The organism is Elusimicrobiota bacterium (assembly GCA_016218575.1).
In the GTDB taxonomy this organism is placed as follows: domain Bacteria; phylum Elusimicrobiota; class Elusimicrobia; order UBA1565; family UBA9628; genus JACRDN01.
The window spans coordinates 149,600-168,716 of record JACRDN010000016.1 but is presented as its reverse complement, the minus strand read 5'-3'; the positions used below and the strand labels follow the sequence as shown (position 1 = coordinate 168,716).

The window sequence follows — 19,117 nt, the reverse complement described above, 5'->3', positions numbered from 1 at the left end:
AGCGCATAACGCTCGTCACTTCAACGTCATTTCGCCGTCATTTGCCCATTGATTTGTGCGGCCGCTTCCAGCTATTCGCCGCATGATTGCGAGACAACGATCAATCCGTTCGATGCCCTCGACGCCGGGCCGCAAGTGCCCTTCGAGGCTCAGGAGGAAGAGATCGTCTGCCAGCATTCGCGAAAACTCCGCGGCCAGGTAGGCGCGCGCATTTCCAGGCGCGGCGTCAATTCTCTTCTCGGCGTCCGGACAGCCGTCGAGCAGCGCGACGATATCCTCCATGTCCTTGCCTCGTGCCGATGCAGTCGTTATACTTGCAAGCAATGAGGGCATCTTTTTGCTTTCTGACTTTGGTATTCCCGGCCGCGGCTTGGGCCGCGCCGCAACTCATCGAGATTCCGGGGCGGGTCAGCGTCATTCTTCAGGCTTTGGACGACTCCGGGGATATGGTCTGCCAGGTTCGCTATCCTAAAAGCGAGCCGCGCCTTAAAACAGTGGCTGAAACCGCGGCCCTGGCTTGTCGCGAGAGGCTTCCCCAAATAGAGGGCGAGCTGTTCGGGAAAGAATCCGCCCGCCCAGGAGAAATGAGGCTCGGCAGGCCCGCGGTTATCGATTTTCTTCCGCCGCGGGTGCTCAGGAAGATACTGACGACCCGTCCTCAATATAAAGATGAATATGCTCTACATCCAGGCAAATTGGAGAAGAGGCTCGACACCAATTGCCAGGCCGCGGTTTGGTTCGGGGGCAATCTCGTGGCCTGCAGGGCGGACCGTTGGGTGGGTGGAGAGGATGCCGTGAAGATCCGGTCATACGTCGTCCACGAGCTGACCCACGTGGTCCTATGGTACGGGCATGAGCGCGTGGATTGGCCGAAGTGGCTCGACGAGGCCGTGGCGGACCATCTGGCCTATTCCAGGGGCCTGGCTTATCCCGGTGGAGAGTACGGCTGCGATGGGGCGATGACGCACTACTCCGAGGGCTACAATTGCGGCGCGGCCTTGCTCGGCTACGCGGTTTGGAAATACGGACTGGACCTGAAAAGACTTGCCCGGGATATGCGCCTTGGGAAAGCCAAGGAGGGTCCCGAAGGCCGCGAGGACCTTCCCGTGAGCAAGCTGTTCGTCGAGTACACGGGAAAGAGTCTGGAGCATCTCTGGCGGGAATGCCTGGGCGTGCCGACGACCAAGAAAAATGGCCGCTTCCGCCCCGGTTGCGAGGGCGGTTCCTTGAATCCGTCTCCCGAGAATTAAGAGAGGTCTACCCAATCCCAGCGGCGCTGGTAGAGGGCGATAAGCCGCTCCCGCAGGGAGCGGCAGCTGAGATCCTGAAGTCTGGGGTCTTGCGCGAGGAGCTCTTCGGCGTCCTGCTTGGCCCGGGCGAGCAAAGCCGAGTCCTTGAAGATATCGGCCACCTTGAGGGCGAGCTCCCCATGCTGGGCCGTGCCCAGCATCTCCCCGGGTCCCCGGAGCTTCAAGTCCTCCTCGCCGATGCGAAAGCCGTCGTGGACGGCGGCCATGGTCTCTAGGCGTTTGCGCGCCTCCGGAGTTTTGGGATCCGCTACGAGGAAGCATTTGGAGGGCGCCTGCCCGCGGCCGATGCGCCCGCGCAGCTGATGGAGGCTGGCTAGGCCGAAGCGTTCCGCGTTCTGTATCACCATGACGGTGGCGTTGGGGACATCAATGCCCACCTCGATGACCTGGGTCGCCGCCAGGACCTGCCAGGCGCCGGCCGCAAACTCGGCCATGACCTTGTTTTTCTCCCGGCTCGGCATGGCCCCATGGAGCAAGGCCACCTTCAGATCGGGGAAGATGTCTTGTTTTAGCCTCGCGAACTCGGCCTTGGCCGAGCGCAGGTCGAGGCGTCTGGACTCCTCGATGATGGGGTAGACCACATAGGCCTGGCGTCCCAGGGCCGCCTCTCGGCGCACGCGCTCGAAGGCCTCTCCTTCCGCGGCGAGGACGGTCTCTGCCGGTGTTTTGCCGGGGGGCATCTCGTCCAAGGTGGAGACGTCGAGGTCTCCGTAGAGGGCCAGGGCCAAGGTCCGCGGGATCGGCGTGGCGGTCATGACCAGGAGGTCGAGAAGGGAGTTTTTGCGGCGCAAAGTGGCGCGCTGGCGCACCCCGAAACGGTGCTGTTCGTCTATGACCGCCAGGCGCAGGCGCGAAAAAAGCACATCCTCCTCCAGCAGGGCGTGTGTGCCCGCTAGTATCTGGATTTTGCCGGCTGAGAGCTCCGACAAAATCTTTTCCCGTTCCTTCGCCTTCAGCCGGGAGGTGAGGAGAGCGGTTTTCACGGGCAAGCCCTTCAAGAACTTTTGGATAGTCGCGAAATGCTGCTCGGCCAGTATCTCGGTGGGCGCCATGAAGGCCCCCTGGAAGCCGTTCTCAACGGCTAGGAGCAGGGAGGCCAAAGCCACCACGGTTTTTCCCGAGCCCACGTCTCCCTGGAGAAGTCTCGTCATGGGAGAGGGCTTTTGCATATCCGCGAAAATCTCGTTTATCACTCTTTTCTGGGCCAAGGTGAAGTGAAATCCAAGCCTTTCCTTGAAGGGAGTGAGCAAGTTCTTTCTCAGCGTATAGCCGAAACTTTTCTTCAAGGCGTTGGTTTGTCTGCGCTTGAGCGTCCAAGCCAGCTCGAGAAGTAGAAACTCCTCATAAGCGAGCCGTTCGCGGGCGGCCTCGAGCTCGGCCTGGGATTCGGGAAAATGGACGGCGCGCAAGGCTTGAGGCGCGGCCAAGAGAGCCCGTTTTTCCAGGAGGCGTCGGGGCAGGATCTCCGCGGCCGATGGCCCGGCCTCTTGCAGGGCCTTGTGCACGAGTTCGCGCAGGAAGCGCTGGGTCAGTCCCTCGGTGAGGCTGTAGATGGGAGTCAGTCGGTCCACGTGCAGGAGGCTTTTTTCCTCCAAGGCCGGGTAATGCTCCTCGACTTTGATTTCCCGGGTGTCGAGAAGCTGGCTTTCGCCCCGTCCCACGAGCCAAATATCCTCTCCCGGGGCCGCCTCCTTCTTGAGGGAGGCGAAGACGTCGAAGCGGGGGCTCAAGTGCTTGAACCATACGGCCTCGACCCGGGACTCCCCCGTGCTGAGAGTGGCCTTGTAGAGGGCAAGGCGCGGGCCGGCGGGGATAAGCCTCGCCTTGAGCACTCGGCCCTTGACCACGGTCAGGCCCGAGGCAGTGGGGAAAGAGAGGTCCTTGGTTTGGCGGCGGTCCTGCCACTCGCGGGGGAAATGGTGGAGGAGATCCTCCACGGTGAGTATTCCTAGGTTCTGGAACGACAACGCGCGTCTGGGGCCGACCCCTTTGAAATATTGTATGGGATTGTCGAGGGAAAGTTTGACCATGGCCCGTCTATTTGTTAAAATAGCATTTATGGCATTTAAGTGCTCTATCTGCGCCAAGGGGCCCGTGGGGGGATTTAGCTACAGTCACTCCCACAAGGCCTCCAAGCGCACCTTCAGGCCCAACCTGCAGAGGCAGAAGTTCGTTCTGGAAGGCAAGACCCAAACCGGCTACGTCTGCACCGATTGCATCCGGTCTGGTCGCGCGGTTCGCCCGGTCCGGTAATTGCCTCCTCTTGAAGAAGAGGAGAAATACTGGCTCGTCGCAACACTTCTGGCTCTTCCGGCCTTCATTGTTCCCGCCTATAACCCGGATATCTTCTGGCATTTTTCCGCCGCTCGCTGGATGCTGGAGCACCGGGCTTGGCCGGCCCGGGACTTTCTCTCCTTCACCGCCGGGCAAGCGTCCTGGGCGGATTTTGAGTGGCTTTCCCAAATCCTCTTCTTTTTCTGCCGTTCTTGCGGGGGAATGTGGGGGCTGTGGCTAGCCAAGGCCGGAATCCTTCTTGGAGCGTGGTTTTTCTTCCACAAGACCCTAAAGGCCTATGGCATTTCTTACCAGGGCCGCGCAGCGGCCCTGGTACTATGGTCCGCAGCTTTGCTCCCGGCCTCGGACATTCGGCCGGAGCTTTTCTCCATTCTTCTCTTCTCGTGGCTCCTTTGGGAGCTTGAAAGCCACTTCCCGCAAGCGCAGAGGAGAAACACTCACCCATGGTTTTGGTTTTTTCCGGCTTTTGCGCTTTGGTCTAATCTGCACGGCGGGTTCGCTTTGGGGCTCGTCCTGATCCTGCTGTATGCCGTGGCTGAAGTCTTCCAACGCCGTTGGGATAGCCTGCGAGAACTGGGATTTTTTTTCCTGGCTGCCCTGGCGGGCAGCTTTTTCAATCCTTATGGCTGGGGCCCTCACCTCGTGATTCTGCGTCATTGGCGGGAGAGGGCCTTTCTCTCTCAGCATATAAAGGAATGGCATCCCACGACCTTTGAGAACCCCCTGCATTGGCCCTTTTGGGTCCTGCTCGCGGCCGCGGCGGGTTTGGTCTTGCATGCGGTCTCGCAGACAGAACGGCGCCGGAGGCTTCCTTGGGGGCCCGCCCTAGCGGCGCTTTATCTGGGCTTGGGCGCCCTGGCTCACGCGCGCCTGGCCGCATTTTCCGGGATCGCCTCGACTTTTCTCATCGTAAAATTCGGCGACGGCATGCTTCATTCAAAAAAATGGCGATTAAAGATACTTCCACAAATCTTTCTCGCCTACGCGGCGTTTCTTGTATGGACTCTGACCCATTTCTCATGGTCAGAGCCCTTCTTCAGCCACAGGCATGTCCCGGTCGAGGCCGCCCGGTTCTTGGCGCGGGAAAAGCCGGTAATCGAGAGGCTCAGGCTCTACAATCCCTGGGAATGGGGAGGCTATCTTGGTTGGGAGCTCGGGCCTTGGTACCGGGTATTCAGCGACGGGCGTTATATCTTCCATCCCCAACTGCTGGAGCAGGCCCGGGCCATCTCGAACTCGCATACCTGGCAGGAGTATTTAAAGAAGCAGGGGCTCACCGGGGTCCTTACTTACAACCTGGACCTGAGATTCCCGACAGAGCGGGCCTATCCCGGCGGCGGACGGAAGTCCTTCCCTAGGCCCTGGTATCTGTTCTATATGCCCCGGGAGCGCTGGGCCTTGGTCTACTGGGACTGGCGGGCCCTGCTTTTCGTGGATCGCGAGTTCGTCCCGGCTGAATGGCTTAAAGCCCACGAGTACCGCTACTGGCTGCCCAAGGACGACGCGGCGCGCAACGAGGCCCTGCGTCTGGGAGAGATCCCCTTGCCGCTCTTGGAAGCCGAAAAGAGGAGGCAGCAGACTTTCGCCGCCCCGCGGCCGGGACTTTAACGCTGGAGCGGCTCCTTCTTATAAGCAGCCCCAATTGTCCACAAAACTTCGTGGCGAAGTCTGGTGGATAAGTCGTCTAAGCAGGTTGTATTACCGTCTTGCGCCTAGCGACCGCTTGCGCGAAGTAGGGCATCTAAACGACGATACCGTGCTCGCGCAGGTAGTGGCGGATCTTGGAGCGGGCCCGCGCGGTCTTGACGACGGTGAGCCAATCTTTCTTGGGGACTGAGCCCTTCTTGGTGATGATGCGGCAGATGTCGCCGGATTTGAGCTGGTAGTCGAGCTTGACCATCTTATTGTTGACCTGGGCCCCGACGCAGGCCTCGCCGATGGCGGTGTGGACGGCGAAAGCGAAATCGAGCGGGGTGGCGCCGGAGGGCAGGACCTTGACCTCCCCGGCCGGAGTGAAGACGAAGACCTGTTTGAACTCAAGGTCGGTCTTGAGGCTGTCCAGGAACTCCCGCGGGCTTTTCAAGTCCTGCAGCCATTCGATCCATTGCCGAAGCCAATTGAGCTTCTCCTCGAGATGAACGTCCTTGGAGTGCTCGCCCAGCTTGTAGCGCCAGTGAGCCGCGATTCCGTACTCGGCGGTGCGGTGCATCTCCTCGGTGCGGATCTGTATCTCCACGAACTCTCCGCCCGGCCCCATGACCGTGGTGTGGAGGCTTCGGTAAAGGTTCATCTTGGGAAGAGATATGTAGTCCGTGAAACTCCCGGCCACGGGCTTGAAATAGGTGTGCACGAGTCCCAGGAGGGCGTAGCAGTTGGCGATGGTGTCGGTGATGATGCGCACCCCGAGGGCGTCCTGTATCTCCTCGAAAGGCTTGTCTTGGCGCAGCATCTTGTGGTAGATCGAGTAGAGGTTCTTGGTGCGGGCGACGATTCGATGGGGTATGTTGCTCGGCACCAAGGCCTTTCCCACGGCCTCCTTGAACCTGCTGAGGGAGAGCTCTCGCGCCGCGACCTGGGCGTTGACCTTGGCGTTCAGGCTTTCGTGCTCCTTGGGGTGCAGGGCCGCGAAGGCCAAATCCTCGAGCTGGCCCTTGAGCCTGAAAATGCCGAGGCGGTGGGCCAGGGGCGCGTAGAGGGAGATCGTCTCGTGGGCGATGCGCTCCTGCTTCTCGCGGCTCAAATACCCCAAGGTCTTCATATTGTGCAGGCGGTCGGCCAGCTTGATCATGATGACGCGGATGTCCTGGGCGGTGGCCAGCAGCATCTTGCGCCAGTTCTCCGCCTGGGCGTCGTCCAGAGAGGAGAACTGCAGGCGGTCGAGCTTGGTGAGTCCCTCGACCATTTTGGTGATCTCCTCTCCGAATTCCGCGCGCAGGGCTTCGGCGGTGACGGGGGTGTCCTCGAGGACGTCGTGGAGAAGCCCGGCGCAGATGGTGGGCAGGTCCATCTTCCATTCCACGAGGGACTGGGCCACCGCCCCGCAATGCACGAAGTAGTGCTCTCCGGAGGCTCGCTCCTGGTTGGCGTGTGCCTTGGTCGAATAGTCGTAGGCCTTGGCGAGCATGGCCGTGTCGACGTGGGGAGAATAGGCGGAGAATTGCTTGAGAATCTCTTCTTTTTCCATGGGCGCGCGGCCGGGGCCGTCTCTGCGATATTATGCTACAGAATCTTCAAGGCCGCCATACCGAACATGCCGAGACTAAAGTAGAGGAGTCCGGCCTTGTCCCTCTTTTTGTGGAGCCTGGGCAGGATGTCGGCGGCGGCGATGTATATGAAGGAGCCGGCGGCAAATCCCATGAGGCCCGCCTCGGCCGAACGCGGAAGTCCAGCGAATCCCCAGGAGCTCAAGAGCGCTCCCAAGGGCGTCATGCCCGCCACGCAGGAGAGGCCCAAGAGGCTTTGGGCTCGGCTGTAGGCGCTGGTTTCGAAAAGCGAGATCAAGGTGAACCCGTCGGCGAGCTTGTGCAGCGCCAAGGTGAGTCCCACCGCGAGCCCGGCCTTGGCTCCGGCCGAGAAGGCCACGGCGAGGTTGAAGCCGTCCAGGAACGAGTGAGTCGAGAGGGCCAGGAGGGCCGTCCAGCCCAGGTAATGGACGCGGCATTCCTCCAAATATTCCGGGCAGGAATCGAGCATGGCGAAATTTCCCATGACGAAGAGGAGAACGAAGGCCCCGAGAGCTCCCCAGCCGCCCCAGGCATGGTGGGTGGCCCAGGCCTCCGGCAGGATTTCCGTGAACGATACCGAGAGCAAAATTCCCGCGCGCAGGCAAAATAGATGAGTGATCCCTTGGCGCGAGAGCAGGCCCTTGAAAAACGGCAGAAGCCCGCCCGCGAAAGTCATGAGCACGGCGAGCGCTGTGAACACCCTAAGCATGGGCGGCTCCGGAGGCTTGAGGGGACTGCAGGGCCGTGGGCTCCGCCTTCTGGAATTCATAAAGCTTTCGGTAGAAGCCGCCGAGCGCCAACAGGCTGGCATGGCTCCCGGCCTCCACCAGGCGGCCCTGCTTGAAGACCAAAACGCGGTCGGCTCGGCTCAGATTCTGCAGATTATGCGAGATCATGACCGCGGTGCGTCCCGGGATCAGGGCCTCCAGGGTCTCCAATATCTCGGCTTCGCTCGCGGCGTCCAGATTGGATGTGGCCTCGTCGAGGATCAGGATCGGCGGATTCTTGATGAGGGCTCTGGCCAGGCCGATTTTTTGCCTTTGCCCGGCGGAAAGCGCCAGCCCAGATTCGCCCAGGCGCGTCTGGTAGCCCTCCGGCAGGCGTTCGATGAACTCCTGGGCTCCGGTGAGGCGGCAGACCCTTTCCACTTCGCCCAAAGTCACCACGCCCTGTCCCAGGGCGATGTTCTCGAAGACGGTGGCGTTGAACAAGAGGGTGTTGTGGCTCACCAAGCCGATACGGGCCCTAAGGGCCTTGGGGTCTAGGCTGGATAGCGGCGTCTCATCCAGCAGAATGCGCCCCCGCGCTGGCTCCTGCAGGCCGAGGAGGAGCCTTCCCAAGGTGGTTTTCCCCGAGCCGCTCGGGCCGACCAAGACCGTCCAGGAGTTTTTGGGCAGGAAAATGTCGACGTCGCTCAAAGCCCGCTCCTGGCGCCCCGGGTAGAGGAAGCTCACGCTCTCGAAGCGGATTCCCTGTTTGAGTTCGGTGAAGGGCGCGGTTTTGGCCGAGTGCTGGAGGGCGGGGCGCTCATCGAGCAGCTGGAAAATTCTCTCGGCCGAGGCCAAGGCCCTTTGAAGCTCGGAATTGGAGCGGGCCAGGTTCTTGATGGGGGCGTAAGCCGCGAAAAAGGCCCCCAGGAAGGCGAAGAAGGCTCCCGGGGTCATGCGGCCCTCGATGACTTCCGACCCTCCGAAATACAAGATCAAGGCCGCGATGACGCCCCCGCACAGCTCCATGAGGGGCGCGGCCAGGGCCGTGGCCCTCAAGAAGCGCATCACAGGCACGAAGAATGAGTGATTCTCGTCCTGGAATTTTTCGATGAGTCCGTCCTCGTAATTAAAGGCTTTGATGATGTCCATGCCCTGGACGCTCTCCTGGAATCTCTGCGTCAGGTGCTCTAGGATGACCTGGCTTTGGCGGCTGGCGGACCGCATCTTTTTGCTCAGGATAACGGAGAAGAAGACTACCAGGGGAAGGCCCAGAAGGGAGAGCAGGGCGACGTGGAGATCGAGGCAGGCGAGCGAAATCGAGAGAACGAGCACGGTCATGGAGTCCCGGATGAGGTAGATCGGAAGCGAGGTCAAGGCCCACTGCACGGCGGAGAGGTCGGAGGTCGCCCGCGCCAAGATCTCCCCGCTTTGGTGCCGGGCGAAATAATCCAGGGGCAGGGCGTGGAGATGGCGGAAGAGGTCCTCTCGGATCTCCTGCGCCACCTTCTGGCCGAGCCATCCCATCAGGTAGTTCTGGGCGTAGGAGGCGGCGGTCTTCAAGGCGACGAGGATAGGCACGGCGAGCACGGCCAGCCGCAGCATCTTGAAGTCCTTGGCGATGAAAACCTTGTCCACGATGGGCTTCAGCAGGAGAACCGCGGTGCCGTTGAAGAGGGCCACGGCGCACATGGAGAGGGTGGCGTAGGCGCAGCGCCTGCGGTAGGGCTTGAGGTACTTGAGGAAGCGGCGCAGAGCCCTCATCAGATGTCGCCTAGGATGCTCTCGGCCGCCCTATCGGCCGCTCCCGCTTGGCCCAGGAGTCCGCGCAGGCTCAACAGGGCGCGGCGGATCTCTTCGCGGCGCCCTGGGCTGCTCAGTATTTCGGTCGCGGCGTCCGCCACGTTCCGGGGGGTGGCTTGGCCTTGGATCAGCTCGGGAACCAAAGCTCTGGCGGCCAAAAGGTTGGCCATGGCGATATAAGGAACGCGCACGAGCAGCCGCGCCAGGGCGTAGGTGGGCCAGGACATCTTGTAGACCACCACCATGGGCAGGCCGAGGAGGGCGTTCTCCAAAGTCGCGGTGCCTGATGAGGTGAGCGCTATGTCTAGGCCAGCGCGCAGCTCATAGCCTGACTCCCTGACCAGCTCCACTCCAGCGCGCCTGCCCAAGTCATAGGCTGAATCGGGAAGCCCCCGGCTGGCGAATACCAGGGCCCGGGAGGCCGGGAAGCGCCGGCGCAGTTCGTCGAAGGCGTCGAGAAAAACGGGAAGGTGCCTAGAGACCTCGGAAGAACGGCTTCCGGGAAGCAAGCCGACTTTAAAGAGGCGATTCACTTCCATGACGGCTTGACTAGGTTCTGGTATCAGATCCAGCAGCGGATGTCCCACGAACAGGCAAGGCACCCCCGCCTTTCGGTACAGCTCCTCCTCGAAAGGGAAAATCACCAGCATCCGCCGCACCAAAGCCTTGAGGGTTTGGACCCGGCCCGGGCGGCTGGCCCAGACCTGGGGGCTGATGTAGTAGTAGGCCGGTATATTCAAGGAACGGGCCAGACCCAGGACCCGGCGGTTGAAGCCGTAGTAGTCGACGCAGATTAGGGCGTGGGGACGTTTTTTCGCCATGAAAGCCTTCAAGCGCCGCCTTAAGCTCGCCAGAAAGGGGAGCTGCCTCGCCGGCTCCCAGAATCCCGTCACTCCCCGAGAGGCCAAGTCCTCCAGGAATTCATCCGCGGCCGCCTGGAGGGCCGCTCCGCCCACGGCGGAGGCTTCAAGAGCGGGATCGCGGCGCTTCAAGGCCCGGACCAGGTGGGAGGCGTGCAGGTCTCCCGAGGGGTCTCCGGCGACGACGAGGACGCGTTTGGGGCTCAATCGCTTAGGATGTCCTTGCCCACGGACTTGGCGATCTTGCCCAGGTCTTGCGCCCAGCTCGGTATGATGGACCGCGCGGGCTTGTCGGGGCTTACCTTGTAGCGCTCGAGCTCGTCGGCGATCTGGAGGGCGAGCTTCAAGGCCTCCATGCCCCGCTCCCCGCTCGGCCAGGGCTTGCGGTTGTGGCGGATGCAGTCGAGCCAATGAAGGTGCTCGCTTCTCAATGGCTCGGCTGCGGAAAGCTTGGGCTTCAATATCTCCACGTCCTTGAGGCTCTTGATGACTGGAGACCTCTTCTTATAGATCTTGAGGGTGGTGTTGGCGTAGTCGAGCGAAATATAGCTGTCCTGCTGGAAGATCCGGAGCTTGCGGCATTTCTCGAGGGAGATGCGGCTGGCGGTCAAATCCGCGATGCAGCCGGTCTTGAAGCGCACGCGCACGTTGGCGATGTCCTCGTGCTCGCCCAGGACATGGGCTCCCACCGCCTCCAAAGACTCGATCTCGGAGCCCACCAAGGTGAGCAGGATGTCTAAGTCGTGGATCATGAGGTCCATCACCACCCCGATATGGCTCGTGCGGGGGTCGTAGGGGCCTAGGCGCTCCACGGTGATGAAACGCGGGTTCCGTATGTGCCCGATGGCTTCGAGAACGGCCGGGTTGAAGCGCTCCACGTGCCCCACCTGCAGCACCACCTTCTTGGCTTGCGCCAGGTCCAAGAGCTTTCTGGCTTGCTCCACGGAAGATGCCAGGGGCTTCTCTATGAGGCAATGGATTCCCTTTTCGAGGGCGGCCAGGCCTACCTCGAGGTGCATGGGGGTCGGCACCGCGATCACGACCGCGTCCACCCGCCCCAGGAGGTCCTTATGCTCGCGCACGGCCATGGAGTTGCTTTGCCAAGCCACGAATTGGGCCCGCCACAGATTGGTGTCGCATATCCCGACGAGCTCGACGTCGGGGGTCTTTCCGAGGATGCGCGCGTGGTGCGACCCGATGCGCCCCGCCCCTATCACGCCGACCTTGATGGAGCTCATGAGAAAGCCTCGGCCTTGAGGCCCGCGATGGCGAGCTTGAGCCCGCCCGCCTCCTCGAGGAATCGCTCCTTGTCGAAAATCAAGGTGGACCCGGCCTCCAAGGCCAGGGCCGAGACGTTGGCCTTGGCGAAAGTTTTCAGGGAGTCGAGGCCCACGATGGGAATGTCGAAGCGCAGGTCCTGCTTGGGCTTGGCCACCTTGACCACGGTCAGGCGCGGGTCCTTGCCGAAAGAGCGGGCCAAAGCGCTCGCCCGCTCCACGCAGGCGTCGGTCCCCTCCATGGCCTCCACGGCCACCACCGCCCCGCCCTGGACCACGACGGTTTGGCCGATGTCGAAGCCCGCGAGGGCCTTGGCCGCTTTCCAGCCCAGGCGGATGTCGGCCTCTTCCAAGGGGTTGGGCTTGCGGGAGGTGAGCGGGCCCTCCGGCACCAGGAGGTGCGAGAGGTAGGCTGCCGAGGAAAGAAGCGCGATGCCGTCCTTGGCGAACTCATCGGCCACGGCCTTCAAGATGGTGTCGGTGCGCTTGTCGGGAATGCGAGCCAGCAGTTTGGCCGCGCGCATGTCGGGGAGGAGGCCGCCGAAGAGCGAAACGTGCTGGATCTTCCCGGCCATGACCGCCTTTTGGGCTCCGGCCGTCTTCAAGGTTTGGATCGGCTTGTCGATTTGGCCGAGCTTGAAATAATGTATTTCACCGACGAGCTCCTCCAGGGCCTTGTCCGTGACCCCTGGGATGCCCAGGGCCACCACTTCCAGGCCTTGGCGCTTGGCCTCCCGCGCCACCAGGATGGGAAACCGCCCAGATCCAGCGATGAGCCCGAGCTTCAGACGCTTACCTCTTCCTCGGCCGCGGCGCCCGAGGCGGGGCGGAGAATCCCGCGCTTGGCCGTCTCGATGAACCGGACCATGTCCAGAATTTCCGTAATGGAAGAGGCCTTGAGCTGGTTCAGGGCTTCTTCCAGCGAGAGCCCCGACAAAAACAGCGTTTTATAGGCTTCCTTGACCCCGTGGACGATTTCCCGGCCGAGCCCCGCCCGCCTCATGCCCACCAAGTTCAGCCCCCGCAAGGTCGCGCGGTCTCCCTGGCAGGTGCAAAATGAGGGAACGTCCTTGCTCACCATGGATCCCGCCCCGATCATGCAGTAGCGCCCGGCCCTGGCGTACTGGTGCAGGCCGGCCATGCCTCCCACCACGGTGTAGTCCCCGAGCTCCACGTGCCCGGCCGCGGCCGAGGAGTTGACGAGGATGACCCCGTCTCCCAGCACGCAATCATGGGCCACGTGGGAATAGGCCATGAAAAGGCATCGGCTTCCTATACGGGTCTCGCCGTGGGCGGCGGTGCCGCGGTTCAAGGTCACGCACTCGCGCACGACATTGCCGTCTCCCATCACCAGGCGCGTGCGCTCCCCGGCGTATTTGAGATCCTGGGGGGCCGTGCCCACGTAGCAGCCGGAGTGAAGGCGGTTTTCCTTGCCGAGCGACGCGAATTCAACGACCGAGTGCGGGCCCACCACGCTTCCGGCGCCGATCTCCACGTCCTCGCCGATGACGGCGTAGGGGCCGACCTGCACGGAGGGGTCGAGATTGGCGCTCGGGTGGACTATGGCCGTGGGGTGGATGGCCATGTTATTTGTCCACCAAGGCGAAGGACATCTCGGCTTCGGCCGCCATCTTGCCGTCCACGAAGGCTTCGCCCTTGAATTTGCCCGCCCGCCCCAGGCGCAGGACCTCCACGTTAAGCTTGAGCACGCAGCCCGGCAGCACTGGGCTGCGAAACTTAGCTCCGTCTATGCCCATGAAATACGCGATCTTGTTCTCGTAGCTGCCCTTGGAAAGGAGCATGACGCAGGCGGTCTGGGCCAGGGCCTCGAGGATGAGGACCCCGGGCATCACCGGGTGCTCGGGGAAATGCCCCTGGAAGAAGTGCTCGTTGATGGTCACGCACTTGGTGCCCACGGCCTTCTTGTCCTCCTCGAGGACCTCGACCTTGTCCACCAGCAGGAAGGGGTATCGGTGGGGGATGGCCTTTCGGATGGCCGCGACGTCGAGGGTGCGCAGGGCCGGTGGTTGGGATGAGATCGTTTCCGTGGTCATTTGGGAGCCTCCAGAACGGTGTTGTTTTTGCGCATTTTTTCGGCGGCCTTTTCGATTCGCTTGGCGAATTCGATGTTATGGGCGTGGCCCAGGCATTCCGCCTCGACGGACATCTCGAAGAGCGAGCGCCCGATGAGGGTGAGGTCGCCTATGAGGTCGAGGGTCTTGTGCCTCACGAACTCGTCGTTGTAGCGCAGGCCCTCCGGATTGGTGAGGAAGCGGTCCTTGCCGATCACGATGGCGTTGTCGAGAGACCCCCCTTGGGCCAGCCCCTGCGAGCGCAAGTAGGCCACCTCGTGCTCGAAGCAGAAGGTGCGAGCGCGGGCGATGTCGCGCAGGTAGGATTGGCGGTCAAGGCGAAGCTCAAGGGTCATCTTGGGCATCATGGGATGGTCGTGGATCAAGGTGACCTTGAGCTCGAAATGATCGCTGGGCTTGGCGCGGTACTTGGCGGCTCCGTCCGAATAGGCCACCTCCCCGGGCAGGCGCAGCCAGCGCTTGGGGGCGTTGGGATAGGCCTTGACGCCGGCCTTGAGCAGGGCCTCCAGGAAAGGCAAGGAGGAGCCGTCCATGATGGGGGGCTCGTTGGCGGTGACCCAGACGTCCACGTTGTCCACCCCGACCCCGGTGCAGGCCGACAGGACGTGCTCGACCGTGTGGACCTTGGCCTCCCCGAGGCCCAAATTGGTGCCGCGCACCGTGGCCACGACGTGGCGCAGGCGCGCCGGGATCATGGGAGTCCCGGCAAGGTCCTCCCGGAAGAATCGGATGCCGGTGTTGGGCGGAGCGGGCTTGAAGGTGATTTTGGAGGGGTTTCCGGTGTGGAGGCCTACGCCCTCCAAGGAGATGTCCCGGCTGATCGTGCTCTGGAGTTCGTCCATTTTATTTCTCCGCTACGCCAAGCCTTTCCTTGATGTTCTTGACGGCCTCGAAAAGCTCGGGGAGCCTGCCGTAGAGGACTTGGAGCTTGAAGGCCTCTCGGTGGGGCCGGGCCGGCGTGCCGAAGACGGTCTGCCCCTTGGGCACATCGGCCATGATCCCGCTCTGGGCCGTGACGATGGCGCCTTCACCCAAGCGCAGGTGCCCCGCCACTCCTGCCTGGCCGGCCAAGATGACCCGGTCCCCGAGCTCGGTCGAGCCCGCGATGCCGGTCTGGGACACGATGAGACAGCCCTTGCCGATCTTTACGTTGTGGGCGATCTGCACCAGGTTGTCTATCTTGCTCCCGGCGCCGATCACCGTCGAGCCCACCGTGGCCCGGTCCACGGTCACGTTGGCGCCGAGCTCTACGTCGTTATCGATGACCACGTTGCCGAGCTGGGGGATCTTGCGGTGCCGGCCGCTTTTTCGGTCCGTGGAGAACCCGAAGCCGTCGGCGCCGACCACCGTCCCGGAGTGGAGGATCACGCGGTCCCCGATCACGCAGTTTTCGCGGATCACCACTTGGGGATAGATCCGGCAGGAGCGGCCGATGCGCGTGTTTTCTCCGATGTAGCATTGGGCGGCGATGCGGGTTTCCTCCCCGACCACGGCCCCGCGCTCGATGATGGTGAAGGGCCCCACGGCCACGCCCTGGCCCAGGCGGGCCTGATAGTGAAGCTCCGCCTTGGGGCTTATCATGGCGGGAAGCCGGGGGCGCCGGCTCTCGATCAAGCTCAAAATTTGGGAGAACGCGTACTGTGGGTCCTCCACGAAAATCCTGTTCTTCGCCGCGCAGGCGAGTTGAGGGTTCGACGCCGGAAGGAGCAGGCAGCCGGCTTGGGAGGCCGCGGCTTCTTGGAGGTATTTTGGGTTTCCCAGGAAGGAAATGTCTTGAGGCCCGGCTTCCGAAAGGCCCGCGGCTGATGCGATTTGAAAGGAGGGATCCCCGGCGGCCTCGCCTCCCACGAGCTCGGCGATTTCTCCGACGGTTTTGTTGACGGCCAGGAGATCGGTTTGTTCCATTTCCTTAGGTTCCCGGAGCGACTCCTTCCGGAGGCGCCTCCTTCAAGCGCTTGAGCACTTTGTCGGTCAGATCCATGGCTTTGTGGCCGTAGAGGATCGCGCTCTTGTCCACTACGATGCTCACCTGGGCCTGCCGGGCCGTTTCCTCGATGGCTTTGTTGATCCTTCCCAGGAGGATGTCGGATTCCCGTTTTTCCCGCTGGAGGAGGGCCTTCTCGGTGGAGGCCTGATAGTCTTTGAGGGAGCTTTCTTTTTGAGCGAGGTCTTTGGCTTTCTGAGCGATTTTTGAATCAATGGCCGTTATCGCATCGTTGGCGGCACTCTGGGCCCCCGGCTGCGGGGCTTCCGTCTTTGGCGGCTCGACTTTGGCCTGTTCCGTGCTGTCCCCGGGAAGGTTCAGGGCTGGTTTTTCCGCCGGCTTGGGAGGCGGCGGGGCGGATGCCGCGGCCTTGGCCAGGGACTCCCTTTCGATCCTCTGTTGGGAGAGCTCGTGGCGCAGGCGCAGGACTTCCATCTTGCGTATGTTGATCTGCTCCTCGCCTTGGCGCAGGGCGAGCTCGAATTTCTCCTTGGCGGCCAAAGTCTCCGGGAAGGCCTTAAAGAGCTGGCGCATGTCCACGTAGCCCACGTTGCCGCGCTGGGAGCGGTTCTCCTCTAGGGCGAGCTCGACGGCAGAGCTTGGGAGCGCCCCCGCGCCCAAGGCCCAAAGGCAGAGGCAAAGTATCGTTCTCACAGTATGTTCCCCAGTCCGAAGTTGATCTGATACAGTTTCTCACCCGGCCTATGGTTGAAGCCGTAGCCCCAGTCGAGGCGAATGGGGAAGGCGGGAGTGGTGAAGCGAATGCCGAAGCCCACGTTGGTCTTGAGATCGGACTCCCCGGTTCCCAGGCGCAGGCGCACGGCGCGCACGTTGTCCCAGGCCGTGCCCATGTCGAAGAAGGTGACGAATTTGACTATGGTCTTCTTGCGCTCCCGGGCCAGGGGGAAGCCGAACTCGATGTTGAAGACGTCGAAAACCTTGCCTCCTGACGGGAAACCCACCTCTCCCGTCGGGGCATAGCCGCGCAAAGTGTCCTGGCCTCCCAGGAAATAGCGGCTGAAAACCGGGACATCCTTGGTCCCGCCGAACTGGGTGACGTAGCCGGCGCGGTTTCCAAAGCTCAGGACGAAGGGGTAGTCCTCGATCGAGAACAGGTGATAGTAGATCGAGTTCGAGATGGACGGCTTGAAGAGGTGGATGTCGCCGCCGAAAGGCCCCCCGGAGAGTTGCACGCCGACGGCGTTGCGCGAGCCCTTGGTGGGATCCCATATGTTGTCCCGGGTGTCGCGGGCGAATTCCACCCCGGCCGAGGAAAAGACGCTGGTGCCCTCGCCCAGCTGGCCGCGGAACTGCTCCTCCACGTTGGTGATCGTGATCTCCGAGTAGGTGTATGAGAGGTTGAGCTGGTATTTGTCCTCCTCGAAGCGGGGGCCTAGCCGGATGGTGCCCCCGCGGTCCTTCTCCACGAAGCCGCTCAAGGACGAGCTGAAGGGGCTGATACGGCGGGTGTTGAAAAGGTCGAAGCCCAGGCTCATGGGTTTGTTGTAGATCCAGGGGGTGGTCCAGCTGATCGAGTAGTCCTGGACCCTGCGCCCGAAGGACCACTGGACCGAGGCCCTCTGGGCCCTGCCGAATAGGTTCAAATGCTGCAGGGAGAGCGTGCCGATGAGCCCGTCCACCGAGGAGTAGGCCGCTCCCGCGGTGAGAACCCCGGGTTTGCCCTCCACCACGTCGAAGGTCACGTCCACCTTGTCCGGGTCGGGGGTGTTTTGGATGTCGAGGTCCACGTCGTCTATGAAGCCGAGGTTGCGCAGCTTCTCGACGCTCTTGCGTATGCGCGAGACCGCGAAGGGCTGGCCGGATTTCACCACGACCTCTCGCTTGAGCACGTATTTCTTCGTCGCTTTGTTGCCCTCCAGGTCCACGTGGCCGATGTAGACGATGTTCCCCTCGGAGACGTCGTAGCGCACGTCCATGAGGTCGGTGGCCGGATTGTGGGTCTTGGTAGGGGAGATGTGGGCGCGCAGGCGGCCTTTCTCGGCGTAGAGCTCCTGGATGGACCTGATGGTGGCCTCGTACTTCTCCTGGCTGAATATGCGGCCCCGCTTGTACTCCACGGCCTTGGCAAGTTCCGTCGAGGTGTAGATGAGGTTTCCCGAGAAGCTGGTGTCGCCGAAACGGTAGGAGCGGCCCTCGTCGATGGAGATGTCTATGTAGATGCGGGTCTGGTCCTCGCTCATGAGAACCGAGGGGGAGCTCACGCTCACGTCGAGAAAGCCGTTGTTGCGGTAGAAGGTCTCTATCTTGCCTGAGTCCTCCTTGAGGTCGGCTTCCACGAAGACCTTTTTGCGGCGGTTCTTCATGAGCTTGAGGATTTTCTTTTCCTTGAAGGACTTGACGCCCTTGAGCGCCACCCAGAAGATGCGGGACTTGGCGCCTTCCTGGACGATGAAGGTCACGTCGGCCTTGAGGGCCTCGGTGTCCTTGTCCACGCGGTACTGGACGGCGGCGTCGAGAAAGCCCTTTTCCCGGTATTTCTTGAGGATTTTCTCCTGGTCTTCCTGGAGCTTGAGCCCGTCGAAAGGGTCCTTCTGCTTCATGGACACGATGTCCATGAGGGTGCCCCGGGACAGCTTCTTGTTGCCCTCGAACTTGATCTTGCGCACCAGGGGCTTTTCCTGGACCAGCAAGGAAAGCTTGATGAGGCGGTCCGTGCCGGCCGTTTTGCGGTAGGGTTCCGGGACGGGCTTGTCGAGCGTCGAGATGTCGGCCGCCACGCGCTCGAAGCTTCCCAGGCCCAGAAGGGTCTGGATGTCATGGTCGAGCTCGGCCCGGTCGTAGAGGCTGCCCTTGCGTGCCTTGATATGGGAGCGGATGACGTTATATGTCAAATTCTTGTTGCCGGATATGGCGATTTCGCCTATGACCCAGGGTCCGGGAGTGGAGGCTTGAGGGGTCGGCGCCGCCTCTTGGGGGGCGTCCAAGGAGGCCCCGGTGAAAGTCCCGGTAGAGGGCGCTAAAGCCTGCCCCCAGCTCGGCGTTCCGGCGGCGGCCAAGACGGCGCTTATCAGCCAAAAATACACGACGAAGAAGTATATCAAATGCGCAATGGGCGGTCTATCTTCTTCGTCCACAGCGCTCCAGGCGGCCAAGGTATCCCCAAAACTTCGCCGCGAAGTCTTGGGGATAACTTTTTCTCATTTTGGGTCTTTGGACCCAGCTGGATCTGGGTATAACGGCCCTTTCAACCCCGGGCCCCCCCGCTACACTAAAGCCATGAGGGCATACGGCCTAGTTGCGCTGGTTCTTAGCCTCTGTGCCCGGGCATCGTCCGGGGCAGGGGCCGTGGATTTCGACAAAGGCTTCAGCGCAAGAGCTATTCTCCAGGGGCTCAAAGAGGAAAGCGGTCCCCAGGCTGTTGCCCACAAGGAATTGACCCCGCCGGAGCGTATTCCAGCGTTGCTTTATCCGGCGCCCAGGCAACAGTATGAATGGCCTGTCGAAATGAAGACCTTGGGGCATATTTTCGGCTCCTATCAAAACTATCCAGAATATGATGATAGCAAAGGTCCGTACTTTCACAGGGGCATAGACATTCGCGCC

17 protein-coding genes are annotated in these 19,117 nt (G+C 62.0%); 3 read left to right on the top strand and 14 right to left on the bottom strand.

Annotation, left to right across the window (positions count from 1 at the left end; translation table 11 throughout):
• Nucleotides 1-15: 15 nt before the first annotated feature.
• Nucleotides 16-282 (bottom strand): hypothetical protein, encoded by a 267-nt coding sequence (locus HY921_05805; protein ID MBI5630381.1) that lies wholly within the window; start codon nucleotides 280-282, stop codon nucleotides 16-18.
• A gap of 41 nt (nucleotides 283-323) precedes the next feature.
• Between HY921_05805 and HY921_05800 the strand changes: the two genes are divergently transcribed.
• The gene (locus tag HY921_05800; protein ID MBI5630380.1) at nucleotides 324-1,250 is read left to right on the top strand and encodes a hypothetical protein; all 927 of its coding nucleotides are present in this window, start codon (nucleotides 324-326) and stop codon (nucleotides 1,248-1,250) included.
• On the opposite strand, the gene recG is transcribed toward HY921_05800, so the two are convergent.
• A complete protein-coding gene (gene recG / locus HY921_05795) occupies nucleotides 1,247-3,340 on the bottom strand; it encodes an ATP-dependent DNA helicase RecG (GenBank protein ID MBI5630379.1) in 2,094 nt (697 codons plus the stop codon). The two genes, HY921_05800 and recG, sit on opposite strands and share 4 nt — an antisense overlap.
• A 28-nt stretch (nucleotides 3,341-3,368) precedes the next feature.
• Between recG and HY921_05790 the strand changes: the two genes are divergently transcribed.
• Nucleotides 3,369-3,563: a 50S ribosomal protein L28 gene (locus tag HY921_05790; GenBank protein MBI5630378.1), complete on the top strand. Its 195-nt coding sequence runs from the start codon at nucleotides 3,369-3,371 to the stop codon at nucleotides 3,561-3,563.
• Nucleotides 3,564-5,213 carry a hypothetical protein gene (locus HY921_05785; protein MBI5630377.1) on the top strand — a complete coding sequence of 550 codons (1,650 nt, stop codon included), beginning with the start codon at nucleotides 3,564-3,566 and terminating at the stop codon, nucleotides 5,211-5,213.
• Between the two features lie 133 nt (nucleotides 5,214-5,346).
• Here the strand turns inward: HY921_05785 and HY921_05780 are convergent, their stop codons facing one another.
• Genes HY921_05780 through bamA form a run of 12 tightly spaced genes read right to left on the bottom strand, consistent with a single transcriptional unit; the run spans nucleotide 5,347 to nucleotide 18,597 of the window.
• A complete protein-coding gene (locus HY921_05780) occupies nucleotides 5,347-6,789 on the bottom strand; it encodes a bifunctional (p)ppGpp synthetase/guanosine-3',5'-bis(diphosphate) 3'-pyrophosphohydrolase (protein MBI5630376.1) in 1,443 nt (480 codons plus the stop codon).
• A 35-nt stretch (nucleotides 6,790-6,824) separates the two neighbouring features.
• Entirely contained in the window at nucleotides 6,825-7,538 is a 714-nt protein-coding gene (locus HY921_05775; GenBank protein ID MBI5630375.1) for a ZIP family metal transporter, read from the bottom strand.
• Nucleotides 7,531-9,300 (bottom strand): ABC transporter ATP-binding protein, encoded by a 1,770-nt coding sequence (locus tag HY921_05770; GenBank protein ID MBI5630374.1) that lies wholly within the window; start codon nucleotides 9,298-9,300, stop codon nucleotides 7,531-7,533. The genes HY921_05775 and HY921_05770 overlap by 8 nt, the downstream gene beginning before the upstream one ends.
• On the bottom strand, nucleotides 9,300-10,406 hold the full coding sequence (gene lpxB, locus HY921_05765) for a lipid-A-disaccharide synthase (protein MBI5630373.1): 1,107 nt from the start codon (nucleotides 10,404-10,406) through the stop codon (nucleotides 9,300-9,302). The genes HY921_05770 and lpxB overlap by 1 nt, the downstream gene beginning before the upstream one ends.
• Complete coding sequence (locus HY921_05760; GenBank protein ID MBI5630372.1) at nucleotides 10,403-11,437, bottom strand: Gfo/Idh/MocA family oxidoreductase; 1,035 nt, start codon at nucleotides 11,435-11,437, stop codon at nucleotides 10,403-10,405. Before HY921_05760 ends, lpxB begins: the two co-directional genes overlap by 4 nt.
• Nucleotides 11,434-12,219: a UDP-2,3-diacylglucosamine diphosphatase LpxI gene (gene lpxI, locus HY921_05755; protein MBI5630371.1), complete on the bottom strand. Its 786-nt coding sequence runs from the start codon at nucleotides 12,217-12,219 to the stop codon at nucleotides 11,434-11,436. Before lpxI ends, HY921_05760 begins: the two co-directional genes overlap by 4 nt.
• Nucleotides 12,220-12,260: 41 nt before the next feature.
• The gene (lpxA, locus tag HY921_05750) at nucleotides 12,261-13,061 is read right to left on the bottom strand and encodes an acyl-ACP--UDP-N-acetylglucosamine O-acyltransferase (protein MBI5630370.1); all 801 of its coding nucleotides are present in this window, start codon (nucleotides 13,059-13,061) and stop codon (nucleotides 12,261-12,263) included.
• Nucleotide 13,062: 1 nt separating this feature from the next.
• Nucleotides 13,063-13,530, bottom strand: coding sequence for a 3-hydroxyacyl-ACP dehydratase FabZ (gene fabZ, locus HY921_05745; GenBank protein MBI5630369.1), 468 nt, complete (start codon nucleotides 13,528-13,530; stop codon nucleotides 13,063-13,065).
• Nucleotides 13,527-14,411, bottom strand: a complete 885-nt coding sequence (gene lpxC, locus HY921_05740) for a UDP-3-O-[3-hydroxymyristoyl] N-acetylglucosamine deacetylase (GenBank protein MBI5630368.1) — start codon at nucleotides 14,409-14,411, stop codon at nucleotides 13,527-13,529. The genes fabZ and lpxC overlap by 4 nt, the downstream gene beginning before the upstream one ends.
• 1 nt (nucleotide 14,412) lies before the next feature.
• Nucleotides 14,413-15,474, bottom strand: coding sequence for a UDP-3-O-(3-hydroxymyristoyl)glucosamine N-acyltransferase (gene lpxD / locus HY921_05735; protein ID MBI5630367.1), 1,062 nt, complete (start codon nucleotides 15,472-15,474; stop codon nucleotides 14,413-14,415).
• 4 nt (nucleotides 15,475-15,478) lie between these two features.
• A complete protein-coding gene (locus HY921_05730; GenBank protein ID MBI5630366.1) occupies nucleotides 15,479-16,207 on the bottom strand; it encodes an OmpH family outer membrane protein in 729 nt (242 codons plus the stop codon).
• The gene (bamA, locus tag HY921_05725) at nucleotides 16,204-18,597 is read right to left on the bottom strand and encodes an outer membrane protein assembly factor BamA (GenBank protein MBI5630365.1); all 2,394 of its coding nucleotides are present in this window, start codon (nucleotides 18,595-18,597) and stop codon (nucleotides 16,204-16,206) included. Before bamA ends, HY921_05730 begins: the two co-directional genes overlap by 4 nt.
• Nucleotides 18,598-19,117: the final 520 nt, after the last annotated feature.